Here is a 16781-nt window from a genome sequence, read left to right on the forward strand (position 1 = left end):
GGCCCGTGATCGGATTCGAGATTTTCCTGGCCATCGGCATGTTCACCGCCATCGTCCTCGGCCTGGTGGCGATCATCCTGGTCGCCCGCGCCAAGCTGGTGTCGAGCGGCGACGTGACCATCCAGATCAACGGCGAGCACAGCCTCACCGTGCCGGCCGGCGGCAAGCTGCTGCAGACCCTGGCGGCGAACAACGTGTTCCTGTCCTCCGCCTGCGGCGGCGGCGGCACCTGCGCGCAGTGCAAATGCGTGGTGGTCGACGGCGGTGGCGAGATGCTGCCCACCGAGGAGTCGCACTTCACCCGGCGCCAGGCGAAGGAAGGCTGGCGCCTGTCGTGCCAGACCCCGGTCAAGCAGGACATGCAGATCCGCGTGCCTGAAGAAGTCTTCGGGGTGAAGAAGTGGGAGTGCACGGTGGAGTCCAACCCCAACGTCGCCACCTTCATCAAGGAGCTCACCCTGCGCCTGCCGGACGGCGAAAGCGTGGACTTCCGCGCCGGCGGCTACGTGCAGCTGGAATGCCCGCCGCACGTGGTCGAGTACAAGGACTTCGATATCCAGCCGGAATATCGCGGCGACTGGGACAAGTTCAACATGTGGCGCTACGTCTCGAAGGTCGACGAGACGGTGATCCGCGCCTACTCGATGGCCAACTACCCGGAAGAGAAGGGCGTGGTGAAGTTCAACATCCGCATCGCCTCGCCGCCGCCGGGCAGCGACCTGCCGCCGGGACAGATGTCGTCCTGGGTGTTCAACCTCAAGCCGGGCGACAAGGTCACGGTGTACGGGCCGTTCGGTGAGTTCTTCGCCAAGGACACCGAGGCCGAGATGGTCTTCATCGGCGGTGGCGCCGGCATGGCGCCGATGCGCTCGCACATCTTCGACCAGCTGCGCAGGCTCAGGTCGACCCGCAAGATCAGCTTCTGGTACGGCGCGCGCTCGCTGCGCGAGGCGTTCTATACCGAGGAGTACGACCAGCTGCAGGCGGAGAATCCCAACTTCCAGTGGCACCTGGCGCTGTCCGACCCGCAGCCGGAGGACAACTGGACCGGCCTGACCGGCTTCATCCACAACGTGCTGTTCGAGAACTACCTGAAGGACCACCCGGCGCCCGAGGACTGCGAGTTCTACATGTGCGGCCCGCCGATGATGAATGCCGCGGTGATCAAGATGCTCACCGACCTGGGCGTGGAGCGCGAGAATATCCTGCTGGACGATTTCGGTGGCTGAACGTTTCCGTCCGCTTGCCATGGCGGGACTGGCAGCGCTGGCGCTGGTCCTGGCCGGGTGCGGCGACACCCTGGAAAGCTTCGGCGGCCCGACCATGGGCAGCACCTATTCGATCAAGTACGTGCGCGGCGCCTCGGCGCCCGACGTCGATACGGCGAAAGCGGCGGTGGAGAAGATCCTCGCCGAGGTCGACCGGCAGATGTCCACCTACCGCGACGACTCTCTGGTCTCGCGCTTCAATGCGCTGCCGGCACAGTCCTGCATGGAGCTGCCGGCGCCGATGCTGGAGCTGCTGCGCTACGGCGGCGAGCTGTCGGAACAGAGCCAGGGCGCCTTCGACATGACCGTCGAGCCGCTGATGAACCTCTGGGGCTTCGGTCCGCAGGCGCGGGTGGAGAAGGTACCCGGCGCCGGGGAGATCGCCGCGGCGCGCCGTGACGTCGGCCATCGACACCTGCGCATCGACGGCCAGCGCCTGTGCAAGGATGCCGCCGTACAGCTGGACTTCGACAGCATCGCCGCTGGCTACACGGTGGACGCGGTGGGCGAACGCCTGAAGGAGCTCGGCGTGCGCAGCTACCTGGCGGAAATCACCGGCGAGTTGAAAGCCGAAGGGCGCAAGCCTGACGGTACGCCCTGGCGCATCGCCATCGAGGCGCCGCGCGAGGGCCAGCGGGTGGCCCAGCAGGTGCTGGCGCTGGACGGCTACGGCGTCTCGACCTCCGGCGATTACCGCAACTATTTCGAAGAGAACGGCCAGCGTTATTCGCACACCTTCGACCCGCGCACCGGCGCGCCGATCAGTCACCACCTGGCTTCGGTCACGGTGATCGACCCATCGACGCGCAACGCCGACGGCCTGTCGACCCTGCTGATGGTGCTCGGTCCGGAAGAGGGCTACCGTTTCGCCGAGAAGCACCAGCTGGCGGCACTGTTCGTCAGTCGCCAGGGCGAGGGTTTCAGCAGCCGTATCACGCCGCGCTACGAACAACTGTTCGGCAACCAAGGAGAACGTCCATGACCTGGCTACTGGTCTTCGTCATCATGCTGCTGGTGGTTCTCGGCATGTCCATCGGCGTCATCATGGGCCGCAAGCCGATCGCTGGCTCCTGCGGCGGCATCGCCAACCTGGGGATCGAGAAGGAATGCTCGATCTGCGGTGGCGACCGGCAGAAATGCGAGGAAGCCAATCGCGACGAATCTGTAGTGCCCGGAAAACTCGCCTACGACGCTACCAAACGCTAATGTGCGACATTTCGCACAGGGCGTAACATATGCCCGCCTCGAGGTCGGACCGAGCCTTGCCCGGCGAATGCCGCCGTTCGCACCGACCCGATGATCGAATCGATCCGCCGCGCACATGTTGTGCCGTGGCTTTGCCGGAGGCGCCAGTGGGCGCCTCGGCCTGTTCTGAGGAGTACGCATGGCTGTCTACAACTACGACGTGGTGATTTTGGGCACGGGTCCGGCGGGCGAGGGGGCGGCGATGAACGCCTCCAAGTACGGGCGCAAGCTGGCGGTAGTCGACAGCCGTCGCGTGGTCGGAGGCAACTGCACGCACCTCGGCACCATTCCTTCCAAGGCCCTGCGCCACTCGGTGAAGCAGATCATCGAGTTCAACACCAATCCGATGTTCCGCCAGATCGGCGAGCCGCGCTGGTTCTCCTTCCCCGACGTGCTGAAGAGCGCCGACCGGGTGATCTCCAAGCAGGTCGCCTCGCGTACCGGCTACTACGCGCGCAATCGCATCGACATGTTCACCGGCACCGCCAGCTTCGTCGACGAGCGCACCGTCGAGGTGGTGACGCCGAGCGGCGCGGTGGAGCGCCTGGTCGCCGACCAGTTCGTGATCGCCACCGGTTCGCGTCCGTATCGTCCTTCGGACATCAATTTCAACCACCCGCGGGTCTACGACAGCGACACCATTCTCTCGCTGAGCCACACCCCGCGCCGGCTGATCATCTACGGAGCCGGGGTGATCGGCTGCGAATACGCATCGATCTTCAGCGGCCTGGGCGTGCTGGTCGACCTGATCGACACCCGCGACCAGTTGCTCAGCTTCCTCGACGACGAGATTTCCGATGCGCTGAGCTACCACCTGCGCAACAACAACGTGCTGATCCGTCACAACGAGGAGTACGAGCGCGTCGAGGGGCTGGACAACGGCGTCATCCTGCACCTGAAGTCGGGCAAGAAGATCAAGGCCGACGCGCTGCTCTGGTGCAACGGCCGGACCGGCAACACCGACAAGCTCGGCCTGGAGAACGTCGGCATCAAGGTCAACAGCCGTGGCCAGGTCGAGGTGGACGAGAACTACCGCACCTCGGTGAGCAACATCTTCGCCGCCGGCGACGTGATCGGCTGGCCGAGCCTGGCCAGCGCCGCCTACGACCAGGGCCGCTCGGCCGCCGGCAACATCGTCGAGAGCGATAGCTGGCGCTTCGTCAACGACGTGCCGACCGGCATCTACACCATTCCGGAGATCAGCTCGATCGGCAAGAACGAGAGCGAGCTGACCGCGGCGAAGATTCCCTACGAAGTGGGCAAGGCATTCTTCAAGGGCATGGCCCGGGCGCAGATCTCCAACGAGCCGGTGGGCATGCTGAAGATCCTGTTCCATCGCGAGACCCTGGAAATCCTCGGCGTGCATTGCTTCGGCGACCAGGCCTCGGAAATCGTCCATATCGGCCAGGCGATCATGAACCAGCCGGGCGAACTGAATACCCTGAAGTACTTCGTCAACACCACCTTCAACTACCCGACCATGGCGGAAGCCTACCGGGTGGCGGCGTTCGACGGCCTCAACCGACTTTTTTGAAGGACTCCGGCCGGCGGCCTGAGCCGGCCGGAGGGGATGTGCTCAGCGATTCCCGAGGGTGGCGCTGGCCAAACCGGGAAAGTCTGTGATCAGGCTGTCCACGCCGAAGTCGGCGAGCCGGCGCATCAGCGCCGGTTCGTTGACCGTCCACACCGAGACGTGAAGCCCCAGGCGCTGGGCCTTGAGCAGGCGTTCCGGGGTGCACAGCGTCCAGTTCAGGGCGAGCAGGGCACAGCCATAGTGCTGGGCGACCTTCAGCGGGTCGAGCCAGGCGTATTCGGCGACCAGCCCGCGCGACAGCTCCGGAGTCAGTTCGTCGAGGGCCTTGAGCACGGTCCGCGAACCGCTGGTGACGGTGACCCTGTCGCGGTTGCCGAAGCGCTCGGTCAGTTCCCTGATCCGCATCACCGTTCGCGCCGCGCGTTCGCGCGAGGCGCTTTTCACTTCCAGTTGCCAGTGCTCGAACGGGCACTTCTCGAACAGCTCCTCCAGCCGCGGGATCGGCGTCGGCCGTACCCAGCCGGGGCCGCCATGGCGCGCGTCATAGGTGACCAGGGTGGCCGCGTCGTGTTCGGCGACCTTGCCGCGGCGGCCGGTGGTGCGCTTCAGGGTCGGGTCGTGGATCACCATCAGTTCGCCGTCGCGGGACAGGTGCAGGTCCAGTTCGCAACGGTTGACGCCGTGCTCCAGGCAGCGCTGGAAGCTGGCCAGGGTGTTTTCCGGCGCTTCGCCCTTGGCGCCGCGATGTCCATAGATGAGAGTCACTGTGGCTCCTTGTTCGAGGGTGGCGCGGGATTCCGCGGCCGATGATGGCGAACGCTGTCGATCACCCGGCCGCTTTCGAAATATACCGAGAAGTCGCGGTAATCCCAGCGCACGATGGGCGGCTGGCCGACGGCGGGATGTTCCTCGTCGGCCAGGCCGAAGCGTTGCAGCACGGTTTCGCGGCTTTCGCCGCGCGCGGGCAGGGCGACCCGGGCATCGCCCTGGGCGCCCAGCGGGATGCCCAGGGTATCGGCGAACAGCGGTGGGGCGAGGAGGAGGAGGGAGCACAGCAGTAGCGAACGGAGCATCGGCACATCTCAGGTCGAGGAAGGTTGGCCCGGCTCGCCGAGCGGGCCCTGTCCGGCCCGTGCCAGGCGGCGCTGCTGGGCCTGCTTTTGGAGGATATGCCGGGCCAGCAACTGGCGCTGTGCGTCGCTCAACGCTTCGAACTCGGTGCCGATCTCGAATTCGTCGTCGCGTGGCTGGGCGTGGATCACCCGGGCCCGCAGCTCGAGGCCGAAACCCTGCGGCAACAGGACCATGCGCAGGACGAGCAACTGGCCGACCGGCAATGCGCGGTCGTGGCGGAAGCTGACGCCGCCCTCGGACAGGCTGACCTTGCGCGGTTCGCCGATCTCCTTGAGCAGGCTCTGCACCATCACCTGGCCGAGCAGGTCGATGCGCTTGTTCATCACCTTCAGGTAATTGGCCAGCGTGCGGTCGCGTTCGCTGATGTGGCGCAGCAGGTGCTGCGACTCGTAATCCATCAGGTGGAGGTCGCTGAGCAGGCTGAACAGGGTCGCTCCCGGCTCGCTCTCCAGGCTGTCCTGGACGGCCCCGGCAGGGCGAAATTCCAGTGCGAGGGTATCTTCGATACGGTAGTATTCGCGGCGGTCATCCGCGTCACGAGTGGACATGGCGAACCCACGGCGGCAGTGATGGTCAGAGTGTAAGGCCGCCGGCGATGCCTCGCCACTTCGCCATCCCGACGCATCCATTTTCTGCCAGCTAAGGGCGACATGTTCAGACCCCTGTCCGTTTTCATCGGCACGCGCTATACGCGGGCCAAACGTCGCAGCCATTTCGTCTCCTTCATTTCGCTGACCTCGATGATCGGCCTGGCACTGGGCGTGCTGGTGATGATCGTGGTGCTCTCGGTGATGAACGGCTTCGATCGCGAAATGCGTACCCGCATCCTCGGCATGGTGCCGCAGGCCACCGTCGAGTCGTACCAGCCGATCGACGACTGGCGCGCCCTGGCCGAGAAGGTCAAGGCCCACGAACACGTCACCGCGGTAGCGCCGTTCACCCAGATGCAGGGCATGCTCAGCGCCAATGGCGCGGTGCAGACGGTGATGGTCGATGCGGTCGATCCGCGGGAAGAGGCCAAGGTCTCGATCATTCCCGACTTCTTCAAGCAGGGCTCGCTGGCGGAACTCAAGGCCGGCGGCTTCGGCATCGTCATCGGCCAACTGGCGGCGCAGAAGCTTGGCGTCGGCATTGGCGACAAGGTCACCCTGATCCTGCCCGAAGTGGCAGTGACCCCGGCCGGGGTATTCCCGCGGATGAAGCGCTTCACCGTGGTCGGCACCTTCCGTGTCGGCGCCGGCGAGCTGGACGGCGGTCTGTCGCTGATCCACCTGGAAGACGCCGCCCGCCTGCAGCGCTGGAAGACCAACCAGGTGCAGGGGCTGCGCCTGAAGCTCGACGATCTGTTCCAGGCCCCGCGAGTGGCCTGGGAGATCGCCCGGACCCTGACCGACAACGACTTCTACGCCCGCGACTGGACGCGCAGCCACGGCAACCTGTACCAGGCCATCCGCATGGAAAAGACCATGATCGGCCTGTTGCTGCTGCTGATCGTCGCGGTCGCCGCGTTCAACATCATTTCCACCCTGGTGATGGTGGTCACCGACAAGAAGTCGGACATCGCCATTCTTCGTACCCTCGGCGCCACGCCGGGGCAGATCATGGCCACCTTCATGGTCCAGGGTACGGTGATCGGGGTGATCGGCACGCTGGTCGGCGGGGTGCTGGGGGTGGTCGCGGCGCTCAACGTCAGCGCCTGGATCTCCGCCCTGGAGAAGCTGCTGGGCCACCAGTTCCTCGCCTCCGACGTGTACTTCATCGATTACCTGCCGTCGCAGCTGATGCTCGACGATGTCGTGCTGGTCTGCGGCGCGGCGCTGGTCCTCAGCTTCTTCGCCACTTTGTATCCAGCCTGGCGTGCGGCGCGCACCCAGCCTGCGGAGGCTTTGCGTTATGAATGACAAGTCGGTGCTGAGTTGCCGCAACCTGAGCAAGAGCTACGACGAGGGGCCGCAATCGGTGCAGGTGCTGTCCGGCGTCGAGCTGAACCTGTTGCCCGGCGAGCGGGTGGCCATCGTCGGCAGCTCCGGCTCGGGCAAGAGCACCCTGCTGAACATGCTCGGTGGCCTGGACACGCCTTCCGCCGGCAGCGTCTGGCTGGCCGGCGAGGAACTCTCGGCGCTGAACGAGACGGCGCGCGGGCTGCTGCGCAACCGCGCGCTGGGCTTCGTCTACCAGTTCCACCACCTGTTGCCCGAGTTCACCGCCCTGGAGAATGTCTGCATGCCGCTGCTGATCGGCCGCACGCCGATCGCCGAAGCGCGCCAGCGCGCGGCCGAGCTGCTGGAGCGGGTAGGCCTGGTGCATCGCCTGTCGCACAAGCCGGCGGAGCTGTCCGGCGGCGAGCGCCAGCGGGTGGCGATCGCCCGCGCGCTGGTCAACCGGCCGCAACTGGTGTTGCTCGACGAGCCCACCGGCAACCTCGACCAGCACACCGCGCAGGGTATCCAGGAGCTGATGCTGGAACTGAGCCGTTCGTTGCAGACCTCGTTCCTGGTGGTAACCCACGATCTCCAGCTGGCCGGGCACATGGATCGCATCCTGCGCCTGGAAGAAGGCCGACTGATCGCCGCGTAGCGGAGCGACGGCGTACCCGCCGTCCGCTGCCGTCCGGCGACTTCCCCATCGACTCGGTGCATCCGCGACATGTTCAGACCGTTACCGTTCTTCATAGGCCTGCGCTACACCCGCGCCAAACGCCGCAACCACTACATCTCGTTCATCTCGCTGACCTCGATGATCGGCCTGGCGCTGGGCGTGCTGGCGATGATCATCGTGCTCTCGGTGATGAACGGCTTCCAGAAGGAAATGCGCACGCGCATCCTCGGCATGGTGCCGCACGCCACGATCAGCGCGGCGCAGCCGCTGGACGACTGGCAGACCGTCGCCGCCGCGGCGCTGAAGCACCGCGAGGTGGTCGGCGCGGCGCCGTTCGCCGAACTGCAGGGCATGCTGTCGTACAAGGGCAACATGCTGCCGGTGCTGGTCAACGGCATCGACCCGCAGGAAGAGCGCAAGGTCTCCATCGTCGGCGAGCACATCGTCCAGGGCAGCCTGGATGACCTCAAGCCTGGCGAGTTCGGCATCGTCCTCGGCGAGATCACCGCGCGGCGCTTCCATGTCAATGTCGGTGACAAGCTGACCCTGATCGTCCCGGAAGCCACCTCGGCGCCCGGCGGGATCACCCCGCGCATGCAGCGCTTCACCATAGTCGCCCTGTTCAAGGTCGGCGCCGAACTGGACAACTCGCTGGCGCTGATCGACATCGCCGACGCCGGCCAGTTGCTGCGCCTGCAGCCGGGCCAGGTGCCCAGCGTGCGCCTGGAGCTGAAGGATCTCTACCAGTCGCCGCAGGTCGCCGCCAAGGTGGTCAAGGAGTTGGGGCAGGGCTTCAGGTCCAGCGACTGGACCAGGACCCAGGGCAGCCTGTTCAACGCGATGAAGATGGAAAAGACCATGATCGGCCTGCTCCTGCTGCTGATCATCGCGGTCGCCGCCTTCAATATCATCGCCACCCTGATCATGGTGGTCGCCGACAAGCGCACCGATATCGCCATCCTCCGCACCCTGGGGGCGACGCCGCGGCAGATCATGGCGATCTTCATGGTCCAGGGCACGGTCATCGGCGTGATCGGCACGGTCATCGGCGGGGTGCTCGGGGTGCTCGCGGCGCTGAACATCACCGGGGTGATCGATCGCATCGAGCGGCTGGTCGGGCACAAGGTGTTCAGCTCGGACGTGTACTTCATCAACTACCTGCCTTCCGACCTGCAGGTGCTGGACGTGGTGCTGATCTGCAGCGCTGCCTTGCTGATGAGCTTCCTCGCCACCCTGTACCCGTCCTGGCGGGCGGCGCGGACCCAGCCGGCGGAGTCGTTGCGCTACGAGTGAGTGGCAGGGCGGCGGCGAGCCGCCCCGGCTCAGCGGCGCTGAGCGCGCGCGTGAACAATGAAAAAGCCGCCTTCGAGGCGGCTTTTTCATGTCCGGCGGATCACTTCGCGGCGACTCGCTCGCGCCGTTGCCGACAGCGCCGGCTCCAGCTGCGCTGCACCCACCAGCGCCAGTAGAGCATCGTCAGCGCGTAGCCGAGGATGGCGGCGACGATGCCGCAGACCACCGAACCGAGCAGGAAGGGCTGCCAGAGACTGGTCAGCTCCTGGCTGATCCATTCCCAGGTGAGATGGTCCGGCAGGCTGCGCGGCGGCACCTGCATCAACCAGGCACCCAGCTTGTAGGTGCAATAGAAGACCGGGGGCATCGTGATCGGATTGGTCAGCCAGACCAATCCGACGGAAATCGGCAGATTGCTCCGGATCCACACCGCCAGGCCCGCTGCCAGCAGCATCTGCATCGGCATCGGGATGAAGGCGGCGAACAGGCCGGCGGCCATGGCGCGCGACACCGAGTGGCGATTGAGATGCCAAAGGTTGGGATCGTGCATCAGCTTGCCGAGAAAGCGCAGCGACTTCTGCGAGCGGATGCTTTCCGGATCGGGCATGTAGCGCTTGAACAGGCGACGCGGCATGGGGGCTCTCGGTGGATATAGGCCTGCGTATTATGCCAAGCAAGATGACAGGATTTCGTTGCCCATTGTATGACCCCATGTGACATGTCGCAGCGGGGCGGGCTCGCCACGGGGATGGGAGGAACCGTTCATGCGCCTGGGATTGCCAGCTCTCGCCGCGGGGCTGCTGGCCCTGCGCCTGCTGCCGGAGTTGCCGTCGGCTGGCTGGTTGCTGGCGGCGGCCGCCGCCGGTCTGCTGCTGCTCTTCGGCCGTCTCTACTGGCTGGGTCTGTTCCTGCTCGGCTTCGCCTGGGCCTGCGTGTCGGCACAGGCCGCGCTGGACGGGCGCCTCGCCGCCGAGCTGGATGGCCGGACGCTATGGCTGGAAGGGCGTATCAGCGGCCTGCCGGCAAGCGGGAATGGCGTCACGCGCTTCCAGTTGGAGGACGTGAGCAGCCCGCGCGAAGCGCTGCCTGCCCGCCTACGCCTGAGCTGGCGCGGCGCGCCGCCGCTCATGGGGGGTGAGCGCTGGCGCCTGGCGGTGAACCTGAAGCGGCCACGCGGCCTGGTGAATACGGCGGGCTTCGATTACGAAGCCTGGCTACTGGCGCAGCGGATCGGCGCCATCGGCACGGTGAAGGCGGGCGAGCGGTTGCGTCCGGCCAGCGGCCTGGATGCCTGGCGCGACGCCTGGCGCCAGCGTCTGCTCGCGGCGGATACCCAGGGTCGCGGCGGCGCGCTGGCGGCGCTGGTGCTGGGAGACGGCTCAGGCTTGCGCGCGGATGAATGGCGCATGCTCCAGGACACCGGCACCGTGCACCTGATGGTGATTTCCGGATCGCATATCTCGCTGTTGGCGGGAATGCTCTATGGCCTGGTGGCGGGCCTGTTCCGCCTGGGTTGCTGGCCTCGCCGCCTGCCCTGGCTGCCCTGCGCCTGCGGCCTGGCGCTGGCTGGTGCCTGGGGCTACGGGCTGATGGCGGGATTCGAGGTGCCGGTGCGGCGCGCCTGCCTGATGGTCAGCCTGGCGCTGCTCTGGCGCCTGCGCTTCCGTCACCTGGGCGTGTCGAGGCCGCTGCTCGGGACGCTGGTGCTGGTGCTCCTGGCGGAGCCGCTGGCCTGCCTGCAGGCGGGATTCTGGCTGTCGTTCCTGGCGGTGGCGCTGCTGCTCTGGCTGTTCGCTGGGCGCCTCGGGCGCTGGCGCTGGTGGACGGCCTGGGGGCGGGCGCAATGGGGCATGGCGCTGGGGCTGGCGATGCCGTCGCTGGCGCTGGGCTTGCCGTTGAGCCTGAGCGGGGCGCTGGCGAACCTGCTGGCGGTGCCCTGGGTAGAAATGCTGGTAGTGCCGCCGGCCCTGGCCGGGAGCCTGTTGCTCGGTGTGCCTGGCGTGGGCAAGAGCCTGTTGTGGATCGCTGGCGCCTCGCTGGACCAACTGTTCCGCCTGCTCGTCCTGCTGGCGGGGCTGGCCGGGGCCTGGCAGCCGCCTACCGCCACGGCCTGGGGCGTCGCCCTGGGAATGCTCGGCGCGCTCTGCTGGCTGGCGCCAGCCGGGTTGCCGGTGCGAGGCCTGGGGGCGTTGCTGATGCTACCGGCGCTGGCGCCGTCGCTGCGACCGATCGAGGCGGGGTATGCCGAGGTGCGGATGCTGGATGTCGGCCAGGGGCTGGCGGTGCTGCTGCGTACCCGCGGGCACGCGCTGCTGTATGACGCCGGTGCGCGACAGGGCGACTTCGACATGGGCGAGCGGGTGGTCCTGCCGGTGCTGCGCAGCCTCGACCTGCGGCGCCTGGACGGCCTGTTGCTGAGCCACGCCGACAACGACCATGCCGGTGGCGCGCCTGCGGTGGTTTCCCGTTTCGCCCCGGGCTGGGTGGTCAGTGGCGAGCCGGCGCGCCTGCCGTCGTCGCTGGCGGCGCGGGGATGCGAGGAGCGGCGCTGGGAGTGGGACGGCGTGACCTTCGCCCAGTGGTCATGGGCCCGGGCCGACAGCGCTAACGACCGTTCCTGCGTGTTGCGGGTGGAAGCGCGCGGCGAGGTGCTGCTGCTGACCGGCGACATCGCGCGCGCTGCCGAGTACGCCTGGCTGGCGCGCCAGGGCGAGCCGCGGGTCGACTGGTTGCAGGCGCCACATCATGGCAGTCGCAGTTCCTCCGGAGAGGCCTTCGTGCGACGGACCCGGCCGCGCCATGTGCTGGTCTCGCGGGGTTGGCGCAATGCCTTCGGCCATCCTCATGCGGAGGTGGTGCAGCGCTACGCCGGCATCGCCGCGCAGATCCACGACACCGCTCGCGACGGAGCGCTGACCTTTACCCTGGGGCGCGGTGGGGAGGCACGCGGGGAGCGTGAAGCGGCGCACTTCTGGCGGGAAAAATGAGAACCGTGGCGGTCGGCGGAAAAGGGGCGCTGTGCTAGAGTGGCGCCACTTTTTTTTCGGGGATATGCCACTGTGTGGGAACTGGTTCAAGCCGGCGGCTGGATGATGCTGCCGATCATTCTGAGTTCGATCGCCGCCACCGCCATCGTCGCGGAGCGCCTGTGGACGCTGCGCAAGAGCCGCGTCGCGCCGCCCGAGCTGCTCGGCCAGGTGTGGAAGCAGATCAAGGGCAAGCAACTGAGCGCCCAGAAGCTCAAGGACCTGCGCGCCAACTCGCCACTGGGCGAGATCCTCGCTGCCGGCCTGGCCAACTCCAAGCACGGTCGCGAGATCATGAAGGAGTGCATCGAGGAAGCCGCTTCCGGCGTCATCCACGAACTTGAGCGCTATCTCAACGCCCTCGGCACCATCGCCGCGATGGCTCCGCTGCTCGGCCTGCTGGGCACCGTGTTCGGCATGATCCAGATCTTCGGCGCCTTCATGGACAACGGCATGGCCAACTCGCCGATGCTCGCCGCGGGCATCTCCAAGGCGCTGATCACCACGGCCGCCGGCCTGCTGGTGGCGATCCCGGCGGTGTTCTTCCATCGCTACCTGCTGCGTCGCGTCGACGAGCTGGTGATCGCCATGGAACAGGAAGCCATCAAGCTGGTGGAAGTGGTGCAGGGCGACCGTGAAGTCGACTACGTCGAGGAAGGCAAAGCGTGAAATTCCGCCGCAGACGGGCGGGTGCCGCCCGTGAAGACGTCTTCATCAACCTGGCGTCGCTGATCGACGTGATCTTCGTCCTGCTGCTGTTCTTCGTGGTCAGTACCACTTTCACCCGCCCGGAGCAGCTCAACATCGAGCTGCCTTCGGCGGAGAGCGGCGAGACCGCCAGCACCGCACAGAAGCAACTGGAGCTCTCGGTGGACGCCGAGGGCCACTATGCGCTGAACGGACAGGCGCTGGCCAAGAGCGACCTGGCCACCCTGATGGCGGCGATGCAGCGCGAGTCCGCCGGCGACAACAACCTGCCGGTGGTGATCAGCGCCGATGCCAAGTCCACCCATCAGTCGGTGGTAACAGCGATGGATGCCGCCGGCAAGCTGGGCTTCGTCCACCTGCGCATCACCACGGTCGAGAACACGGCGGCCAAGCCCTGATGTCGTTCTCCGAGCGCCTGCTCGCCGCCTGGTACCGGGGCCATCCGGCCCTGGCCCTGTTGCGCCCGCTGGAGGCGCTCTACCGGCGAGTGGTGAATGCCCGCCGGGCGGATTTCCTGTCCGGCCGCAAGCCTGCCTACCGGGCACCGGTTCCGGTCGTGGTGGTGGGCAACATCACTGTCGGTGGCACCGGCAAGACGCCGATGATTCTCTGGATGGTCGAGCATTGCCGTGCCCGTGGCCTGCGGGTGGGGGTGATCAGCCGCGGCTACGGCGCGAGACCACCGCATGCGCCCTGGCGGGTCCGCCCGGAGCAGGATGCCGCGCAGGCCGGCGACGAGCCGCTGATGATCGTCCGGCGCAGCGGCGTGCCACTGATGATCGATCCGGACCGTCCGCGCGCGTTGCGGGCGTTGCTGGCCGAGGAACCGCTGGACCTGGTGCTCTGTGACGATGGTCTGCAGCACTATCGGCTGGCGCGTGACCTCGAGCTGGTGCTGATCGATGCCGCGCGCGGTCTCGGTAACGGCCGCTGCCTGCCGGCCGGGCCGCTGCGCGAGCCGCGCGAACGGCTGGAGAGTGTCGACGCGCTGCTCTACAACGGCGCCGATGAAGATCCCGAGGATGGTTTCGCCTTCCGCCTGCGGCCGGCGGCGCTGGTCAACCTGCAGAGCGGCGAGCGGCGAGCGCTCGGGCATTTTCCCGCCGGCCAGATGCTGCACGCGGTGGCCGGGATCGGCAATCCGCAGCGTTTCTTCGGGACGCTCGAGGCGCTACACTGGCGACCGATTCCGCATGCCTTCCCGGATCACGCGACCTACAGCGCGACCGAGCTGACGTTCGATCCGCCGCTGCCGCTGCTGATGACCGAGAAGGATGCCGTGAAATGCCGGGCTTTCGCAGCGGCCGACTGGTGGTACCTGGCGGTCGATGCGGTGCCTTCCCCAGCATTCGTCGCCTGGTTCGACGCCCGACTCGAGCATCTCCTGGCGCGCTGACCGGCGGCCGTGCCGCCATTGTTTGAAGGACTCCGCCATGGACCCGAAACTCCTCGATATCCTCGCCTGCCCGCTGACCAAGGGGCCGCTGGTGCTCAGCGAAGACAAGAGCGAACTGATCAGCAAGCAGGCCGGCCTGGCCTATCCGATCCGCGACGGCATCCCGGTGATGCTGGAGAGCGAGGCGCGCGCCCTCAACGTGGACGAGCGGCTGGACAAATAATGACCCAGGCGTTCACTGTCGTCATTCCCGCCCGTTACGCCTCCACCCGCCTGCCTGGCAAGCCGCTGCAGGACATCGCCGGCCAGCCGATGATCCAGCGCGTCTGGAACCAGGCGCGCAAGAGCGCCGCCAGCCGCGTGGTCATCGCCACCGACGACGAGCGCATCCTGGCCGCCTGCCAGGGCTTCGGCGCCGAGGTCCTGCTGACCCGCGCGGATCACAACTCCGGTACCGATCGCCTGGAGGAAGTCGCTTCCCGGCTCGGCCTGGCGGCCGATGCCATCGTGGTCAACGTGCAGGGCGACGAGCCGCTGATCCCGCCGGCGCTCATCGACCAGGTGGCGGCCAACCTGGCGGCGCATCCGGAATCGGCCATCGCCACCCTGGCCGAGCCGATCCATGACGTCGCCGCGCTGTTCAACCCGAACGTGGTCAAGGTCGCCACCGACGTCAACGGCCTGGCCCTGACCTTCAGCCGCGCGCCCTTGCCCTGGGCGCGCGACGCCTTCGCCGGGGATCGCGACAGCCTGCCGGACGGTGTGCCCTACCGCCGCCACATCGGGATCTACGCCTACCGCGTCGGCTTCCTCGCCGACTTCGTCGCCTGGGGGCCGTGCTGGCTGGAGAATACCGAGAGCCTCGAGCAACTGCGCGCGCTCTGGCACGGGGTGCGCATCCATGTGGCCGATGCCCGCGAAACCATGCTACCGGGCGTGGATACGCCGGAAGACCTCGAACGCGTCCGCCGCGTACTGGGGGGTTGATGCGCGTCCTGTTCGTCTGCCTGGGCAATATCTGTCGCTCGCCCACCGCCGAAGGCGTGTTCCGGCGCAAGATCGAGGAAGCCGGGTTGGGCTCGCGCATCCATGTCGACTCCGCCGGCACCGCCGGCTGGCATGTCGGCAAGGCGCCGGACCAGCGCACCCGCCTGGCCGCGCAGCGGCGCGGCTATGACCTGTCGGCGCTGCGCGGACGCCAGGTCGCTGCCGAGGATTTTTCCCGCTATGACCTGATCCTGGCCATGGATCACTCCAACCTGGCCGATCTCGAGGCGTTGCGCGCCGGGCGCGGCGCTGCCGAGCTGGATCTGTTCCTGCGCCGCTACGAATCCGAGCTGGACGAGGTGCCCGACCCCTACTACGGCGGCGAAGAAGGCTTCGAGCAGGTCCTCGACCTGATCGAGCGAGCCTGCGATCGCCTGCTGGTCGAAGCCAGGGGGCGCCTGTGAGCCTGGAATTGCAGGAGCAATGCTCGCTGAAGCCCTACAACAGCTTCGGCATCGACGTTCGCGCCCGCCTGCTGGCGCACGCCCACGGCGAGGCTGATGTGCGCGAAGCTCTGGCGCTGGCTCGGCAACGTTCATTGCCGCTGCTGGTGATCGGTGGTGGCAGCAACCTGCTGCTGACTCGCGATGTCGAGGCGCTGGTGCTGCGCATGGCCAGCCAGGGACGACGGATACTTTCCGAGGCGAACGACATGGTGCTGGTCGAGGCGGAGGCGGGCGAGACCTGGGATCCCTTCGTCCAGTGGAGCCTGGAGCAGGGCCTGGCCGGCCTGGAGAACCTCAGCCTGATTCCCGGCACCGTGGGAGCGGCGCCGATGCAGAACATCGGTGCCTACGGGGTCGAGCTGAAGGACGTCTTCGACAGCCTCACGGCGCTCGATCGGCAGGATGGCAGCCTGCGCGAGTTCGATCGCGAAGCCTGCCGTTTCGGCTATCGCGACAGCCTGTTCAAGCAGGAGCCGGATCGTTGGCTGATCCTGCGTGTACGCCTGCGCCTGTCCCGGCGTTCGGGCTTGCACCTGGATTACGGACCGGTACGCCAGCGGCTGCAGGAAGAGGGCATCGCCAACCCGACGGCGCAGGACGTCAGCCGGGTGATCTGCGCCATCCGCCGGGAAAAGCTGCCCGACCCCGCCGTGCTGGGCAATGCCGGCAGCTTCTTCAAGAATCCGCTGGTCAGCGCGACGCAAGCCGCGATGTTGCGCCGGACCTACCCGGACCTGGTGGCCTACCCGCAAGCGGACGGCCAGGTCAAACTGGCCGCCGGCTGGCTGATCGACAAGGGTGGCTGGAAGGGCTTCCGCGACGGCCCGGTGGGGGTGCATGCACAGCAGGCGCTGGTCCTGGTCAACCATGGCGGCGCCAGCGGCGCCCAGGTCCAGGCGTTGGCCGAGCGCATCCAGGCGGACGTGCGCCAGCGTTTCGGCGTCGAGCTGGAGCGCGAGCCGAACCTTTACTGAGCCTGTCGGTGAAATGAAAAGGGATGCCATCGGCATCCCTTTTTTATTGTTGCCGAGAGGGCGGCAATCGTCGGGCGGGGCACGAAGGCTGCCCATGAAAAAGGGGATGCCG

At 67.1% G+C, this 16781-nt stretch carries 19 protein-coding genes; 15 read left to right on the top strand and 4 right to left on the bottom strand.

Features of this window, described 5'->3' with window-relative positions:
* Positions 1 to 5: 5 nt before the first annotated feature.
* The 4 genes from nqrF to sthA all read left to right on the top strand — a co-directional run bounded on the left by nqrF (position 6) and on the right by sthA (position 4047).
* The gene (gene nqrF, locus B7D75_RS10200) at positions 6 to 1229 is read left to right on the top strand and encodes an NADH:ubiquinone reductase (Na(+)-transporting) subunit F (RefSeq protein ID WP_003156861.1); all 1224 of its coding nucleotides are present in this window, start codon (positions 6 to 8) and stop codon (positions 1227 to 1229) included.
* Positions 1222 to 2250 (top strand): FAD:protein FMN transferase, encoded by a 1029-nt coding sequence (locus B7D75_RS10205; protein WP_034078467.1) that lies wholly within the window; start codon positions 1222 to 1224, stop codon positions 2248 to 2250. The genes nqrF and B7D75_RS10205 overlap by 8 nt, the downstream gene beginning before the upstream one ends.
* A complete protein-coding gene (gene nqrM / locus B7D75_RS10210; RefSeq protein ID WP_003156863.1) occupies positions 2247 to 2474 on the top strand; it encodes a (Na+)-NQR maturation NqrM in 228 nt (75 codons plus the stop codon). The genes B7D75_RS10205 and nqrM overlap by 4 nt, the downstream gene beginning before the upstream one ends.
* Positions 2475 to 2652: 178 nt before the next feature.
* Positions 2653 to 4047 (top strand): Si-specific NAD(P)(+) transhydrogenase, encoded by a 1395-nt coding sequence (gene sthA, locus B7D75_RS10215; RefSeq protein ID WP_003156864.1) that lies wholly within the window; start codon positions 2653 to 2655, stop codon positions 4045 to 4047.
* Positions 4048 to 4089: 42 nt separating this feature from the next.
* Here the strand turns inward: sthA and B7D75_RS10220 are convergent, their stop codons facing one another.
* The 3 genes from B7D75_RS10220 to B7D75_RS10230 are packed head-to-tail and all read right to left on the bottom strand — an operon-like array spanning position 4090 to position 5729.
* A complete protein-coding gene (locus tag B7D75_RS10220) occupies positions 4090 to 4812 on the bottom strand; it encodes a glycerophosphodiester phosphodiesterase (RefSeq protein WP_107113966.1) in 723 nt (240 codons plus the stop codon).
* On the bottom strand, positions 4809 to 5120 hold the full coding sequence (locus B7D75_RS10225; RefSeq protein WP_043102412.1) for a hypothetical protein: 312 nt from the start codon (positions 5118 to 5120) through the stop codon (positions 4809 to 4811). Before B7D75_RS10225 ends, B7D75_RS10220 begins: the two co-directional genes overlap by 4 nt.
* 9 nt (positions 5121 to 5129) lie before the next feature.
* Positions 5130 to 5729: a PilZ domain-containing protein gene (locus tag B7D75_RS10230; protein WP_043102414.1), complete on the bottom strand. Its 600-nt coding sequence runs from the start codon at positions 5727 to 5729 to the stop codon at positions 5130 to 5132.
* Between the two features lie 102 nt (positions 5730 to 5831).
* Between B7D75_RS10230 and B7D75_RS10235 the strand changes: the two genes are divergently transcribed.
* The 3 genes from B7D75_RS10235 to B7D75_RS10245 all read left to right on the top strand — a co-directional run bounded on the left by B7D75_RS10235 (position 5832) and on the right by B7D75_RS10245 (position 9072).
* On the top strand, positions 5832 to 7082 hold the full coding sequence (locus B7D75_RS10235) for a lipoprotein-releasing ABC transporter permease subunit (RefSeq protein WP_003156868.1): 1251 nt from the start codon (positions 5832 to 5834) through the stop codon (positions 7080 to 7082).
* The gene (gene lolD / locus B7D75_RS10240; protein WP_107113967.1) at positions 7075 to 7758 is read left to right on the top strand and encodes a lipoprotein-releasing ABC transporter ATP-binding protein LolD; all 684 of its coding nucleotides are present in this window, start codon (positions 7075 to 7077) and stop codon (positions 7756 to 7758) included. Before B7D75_RS10235 ends, lolD begins: the two co-directional genes overlap by 8 nt.
* Before the next feature lie 69 nt (positions 7759 to 7827).
* Entirely contained in the window at positions 7828 to 9072 is a 1245-nt protein-coding gene (locus tag B7D75_RS10245; RefSeq protein ID WP_107113968.1) for a lipoprotein-releasing ABC transporter permease subunit, read from the top strand.
* A 100-nt stretch (positions 9073 to 9172) separates the two neighbouring features.
* Here the strand turns inward: B7D75_RS10245 and B7D75_RS10250 are convergent, their stop codons facing one another.
* Entirely contained in the window at positions 9173 to 9706 is a 534-nt protein-coding gene (locus B7D75_RS10250; RefSeq protein ID WP_107113969.1) for a DUF2062 domain-containing protein, read from the bottom strand.
* Between the two features lie 130 nt (positions 9707 to 9836).
* On the opposite strand from B7D75_RS10250, the gene B7D75_RS10255 reads away from it, so the two are divergent.
* From B7D75_RS10255 to murB, 8 genes are all read left to right on the top strand, one after another.
* Complete coding sequence (locus tag B7D75_RS10255) at positions 9837 to 12059, top strand: DNA internalization-related competence protein ComEC/Rec2 (RefSeq protein WP_107113970.1); 2223 nt, start codon at positions 9837 to 9839, stop codon at positions 12057 to 12059.
* A gap of 72 nt (positions 12060 to 12131) precedes the next feature.
* On the top strand, positions 12132 to 12767 hold the full coding sequence (locus tag B7D75_RS10260; protein ID WP_003091163.1) for a MotA/TolQ/ExbB proton channel family protein: 636 nt from the start codon (positions 12132 to 12134) through the stop codon (positions 12765 to 12767).
* Positions 12764 to 13204 carry an ExbD/TolR family protein gene (locus B7D75_RS10265; RefSeq protein WP_012075163.1) on the top strand — a complete coding sequence of 147 codons (441 nt, stop codon included), beginning with the start codon at positions 12764 to 12766 and terminating at the stop codon, positions 13202 to 13204. The genes B7D75_RS10260 and B7D75_RS10265 overlap by 4 nt, the downstream gene beginning before the upstream one ends.
* Positions 13204 to 14202 carry a tetraacyldisaccharide 4'-kinase gene (gene lpxK, locus B7D75_RS10270; RefSeq protein ID WP_053813705.1) on the top strand — a complete coding sequence of 333 codons (999 nt, stop codon included), beginning with the start codon at positions 13204 to 13206 and terminating at the stop codon, positions 14200 to 14202. Before B7D75_RS10265 ends, lpxK begins: the two co-directional genes overlap by 1 nt.
* Positions 14203 to 14239: 37 nt before the next feature.
* On the top strand, positions 14240 to 14425 hold the full coding sequence (locus B7D75_RS10275; protein WP_003157522.1) for a Trm112 family protein: 186 nt from the start codon (positions 14240 to 14242) through the stop codon (positions 14423 to 14425).
* Complete coding sequence (gene kdsB, locus B7D75_RS10280; RefSeq protein WP_012075164.1) at positions 14425 to 15189, top strand: 3-deoxy-manno-octulosonate cytidylyltransferase; 765 nt, start codon at positions 14425 to 14427, stop codon at positions 15187 to 15189. Before B7D75_RS10275 ends, kdsB begins: the two co-directional genes overlap by 1 nt.
* The gene (locus tag B7D75_RS10285; protein ID WP_012075165.1) at positions 15189 to 15653 is read left to right on the top strand and encodes a low molecular weight protein-tyrosine-phosphatase; all 465 of its coding nucleotides are present in this window, start codon (positions 15189 to 15191) and stop codon (positions 15651 to 15653) included. The genes kdsB and B7D75_RS10285 overlap by 1 nt, the downstream gene beginning before the upstream one ends.
* Positions 15650 to 16669, top strand: a complete 1020-nt coding sequence (murB, locus tag B7D75_RS10290; RefSeq protein WP_058130157.1) for a UDP-N-acetylmuramate dehydrogenase — start codon at positions 15650 to 15652, stop codon at positions 16667 to 16669. Before B7D75_RS10285 ends, murB begins: the two co-directional genes overlap by 4 nt.
* Positions 16670 to 16781: the final 112 nt, after the last annotated feature.

The organism is Pseudomonas paraeruginosa (assembly GCF_003025345.2).
GTDB classification, from domain to species: Bacteria; Pseudomonadota; Gammaproteobacteria; order Pseudomonadales; family Pseudomonadaceae; genus Pseudomonas; species Pseudomonas paraeruginosa.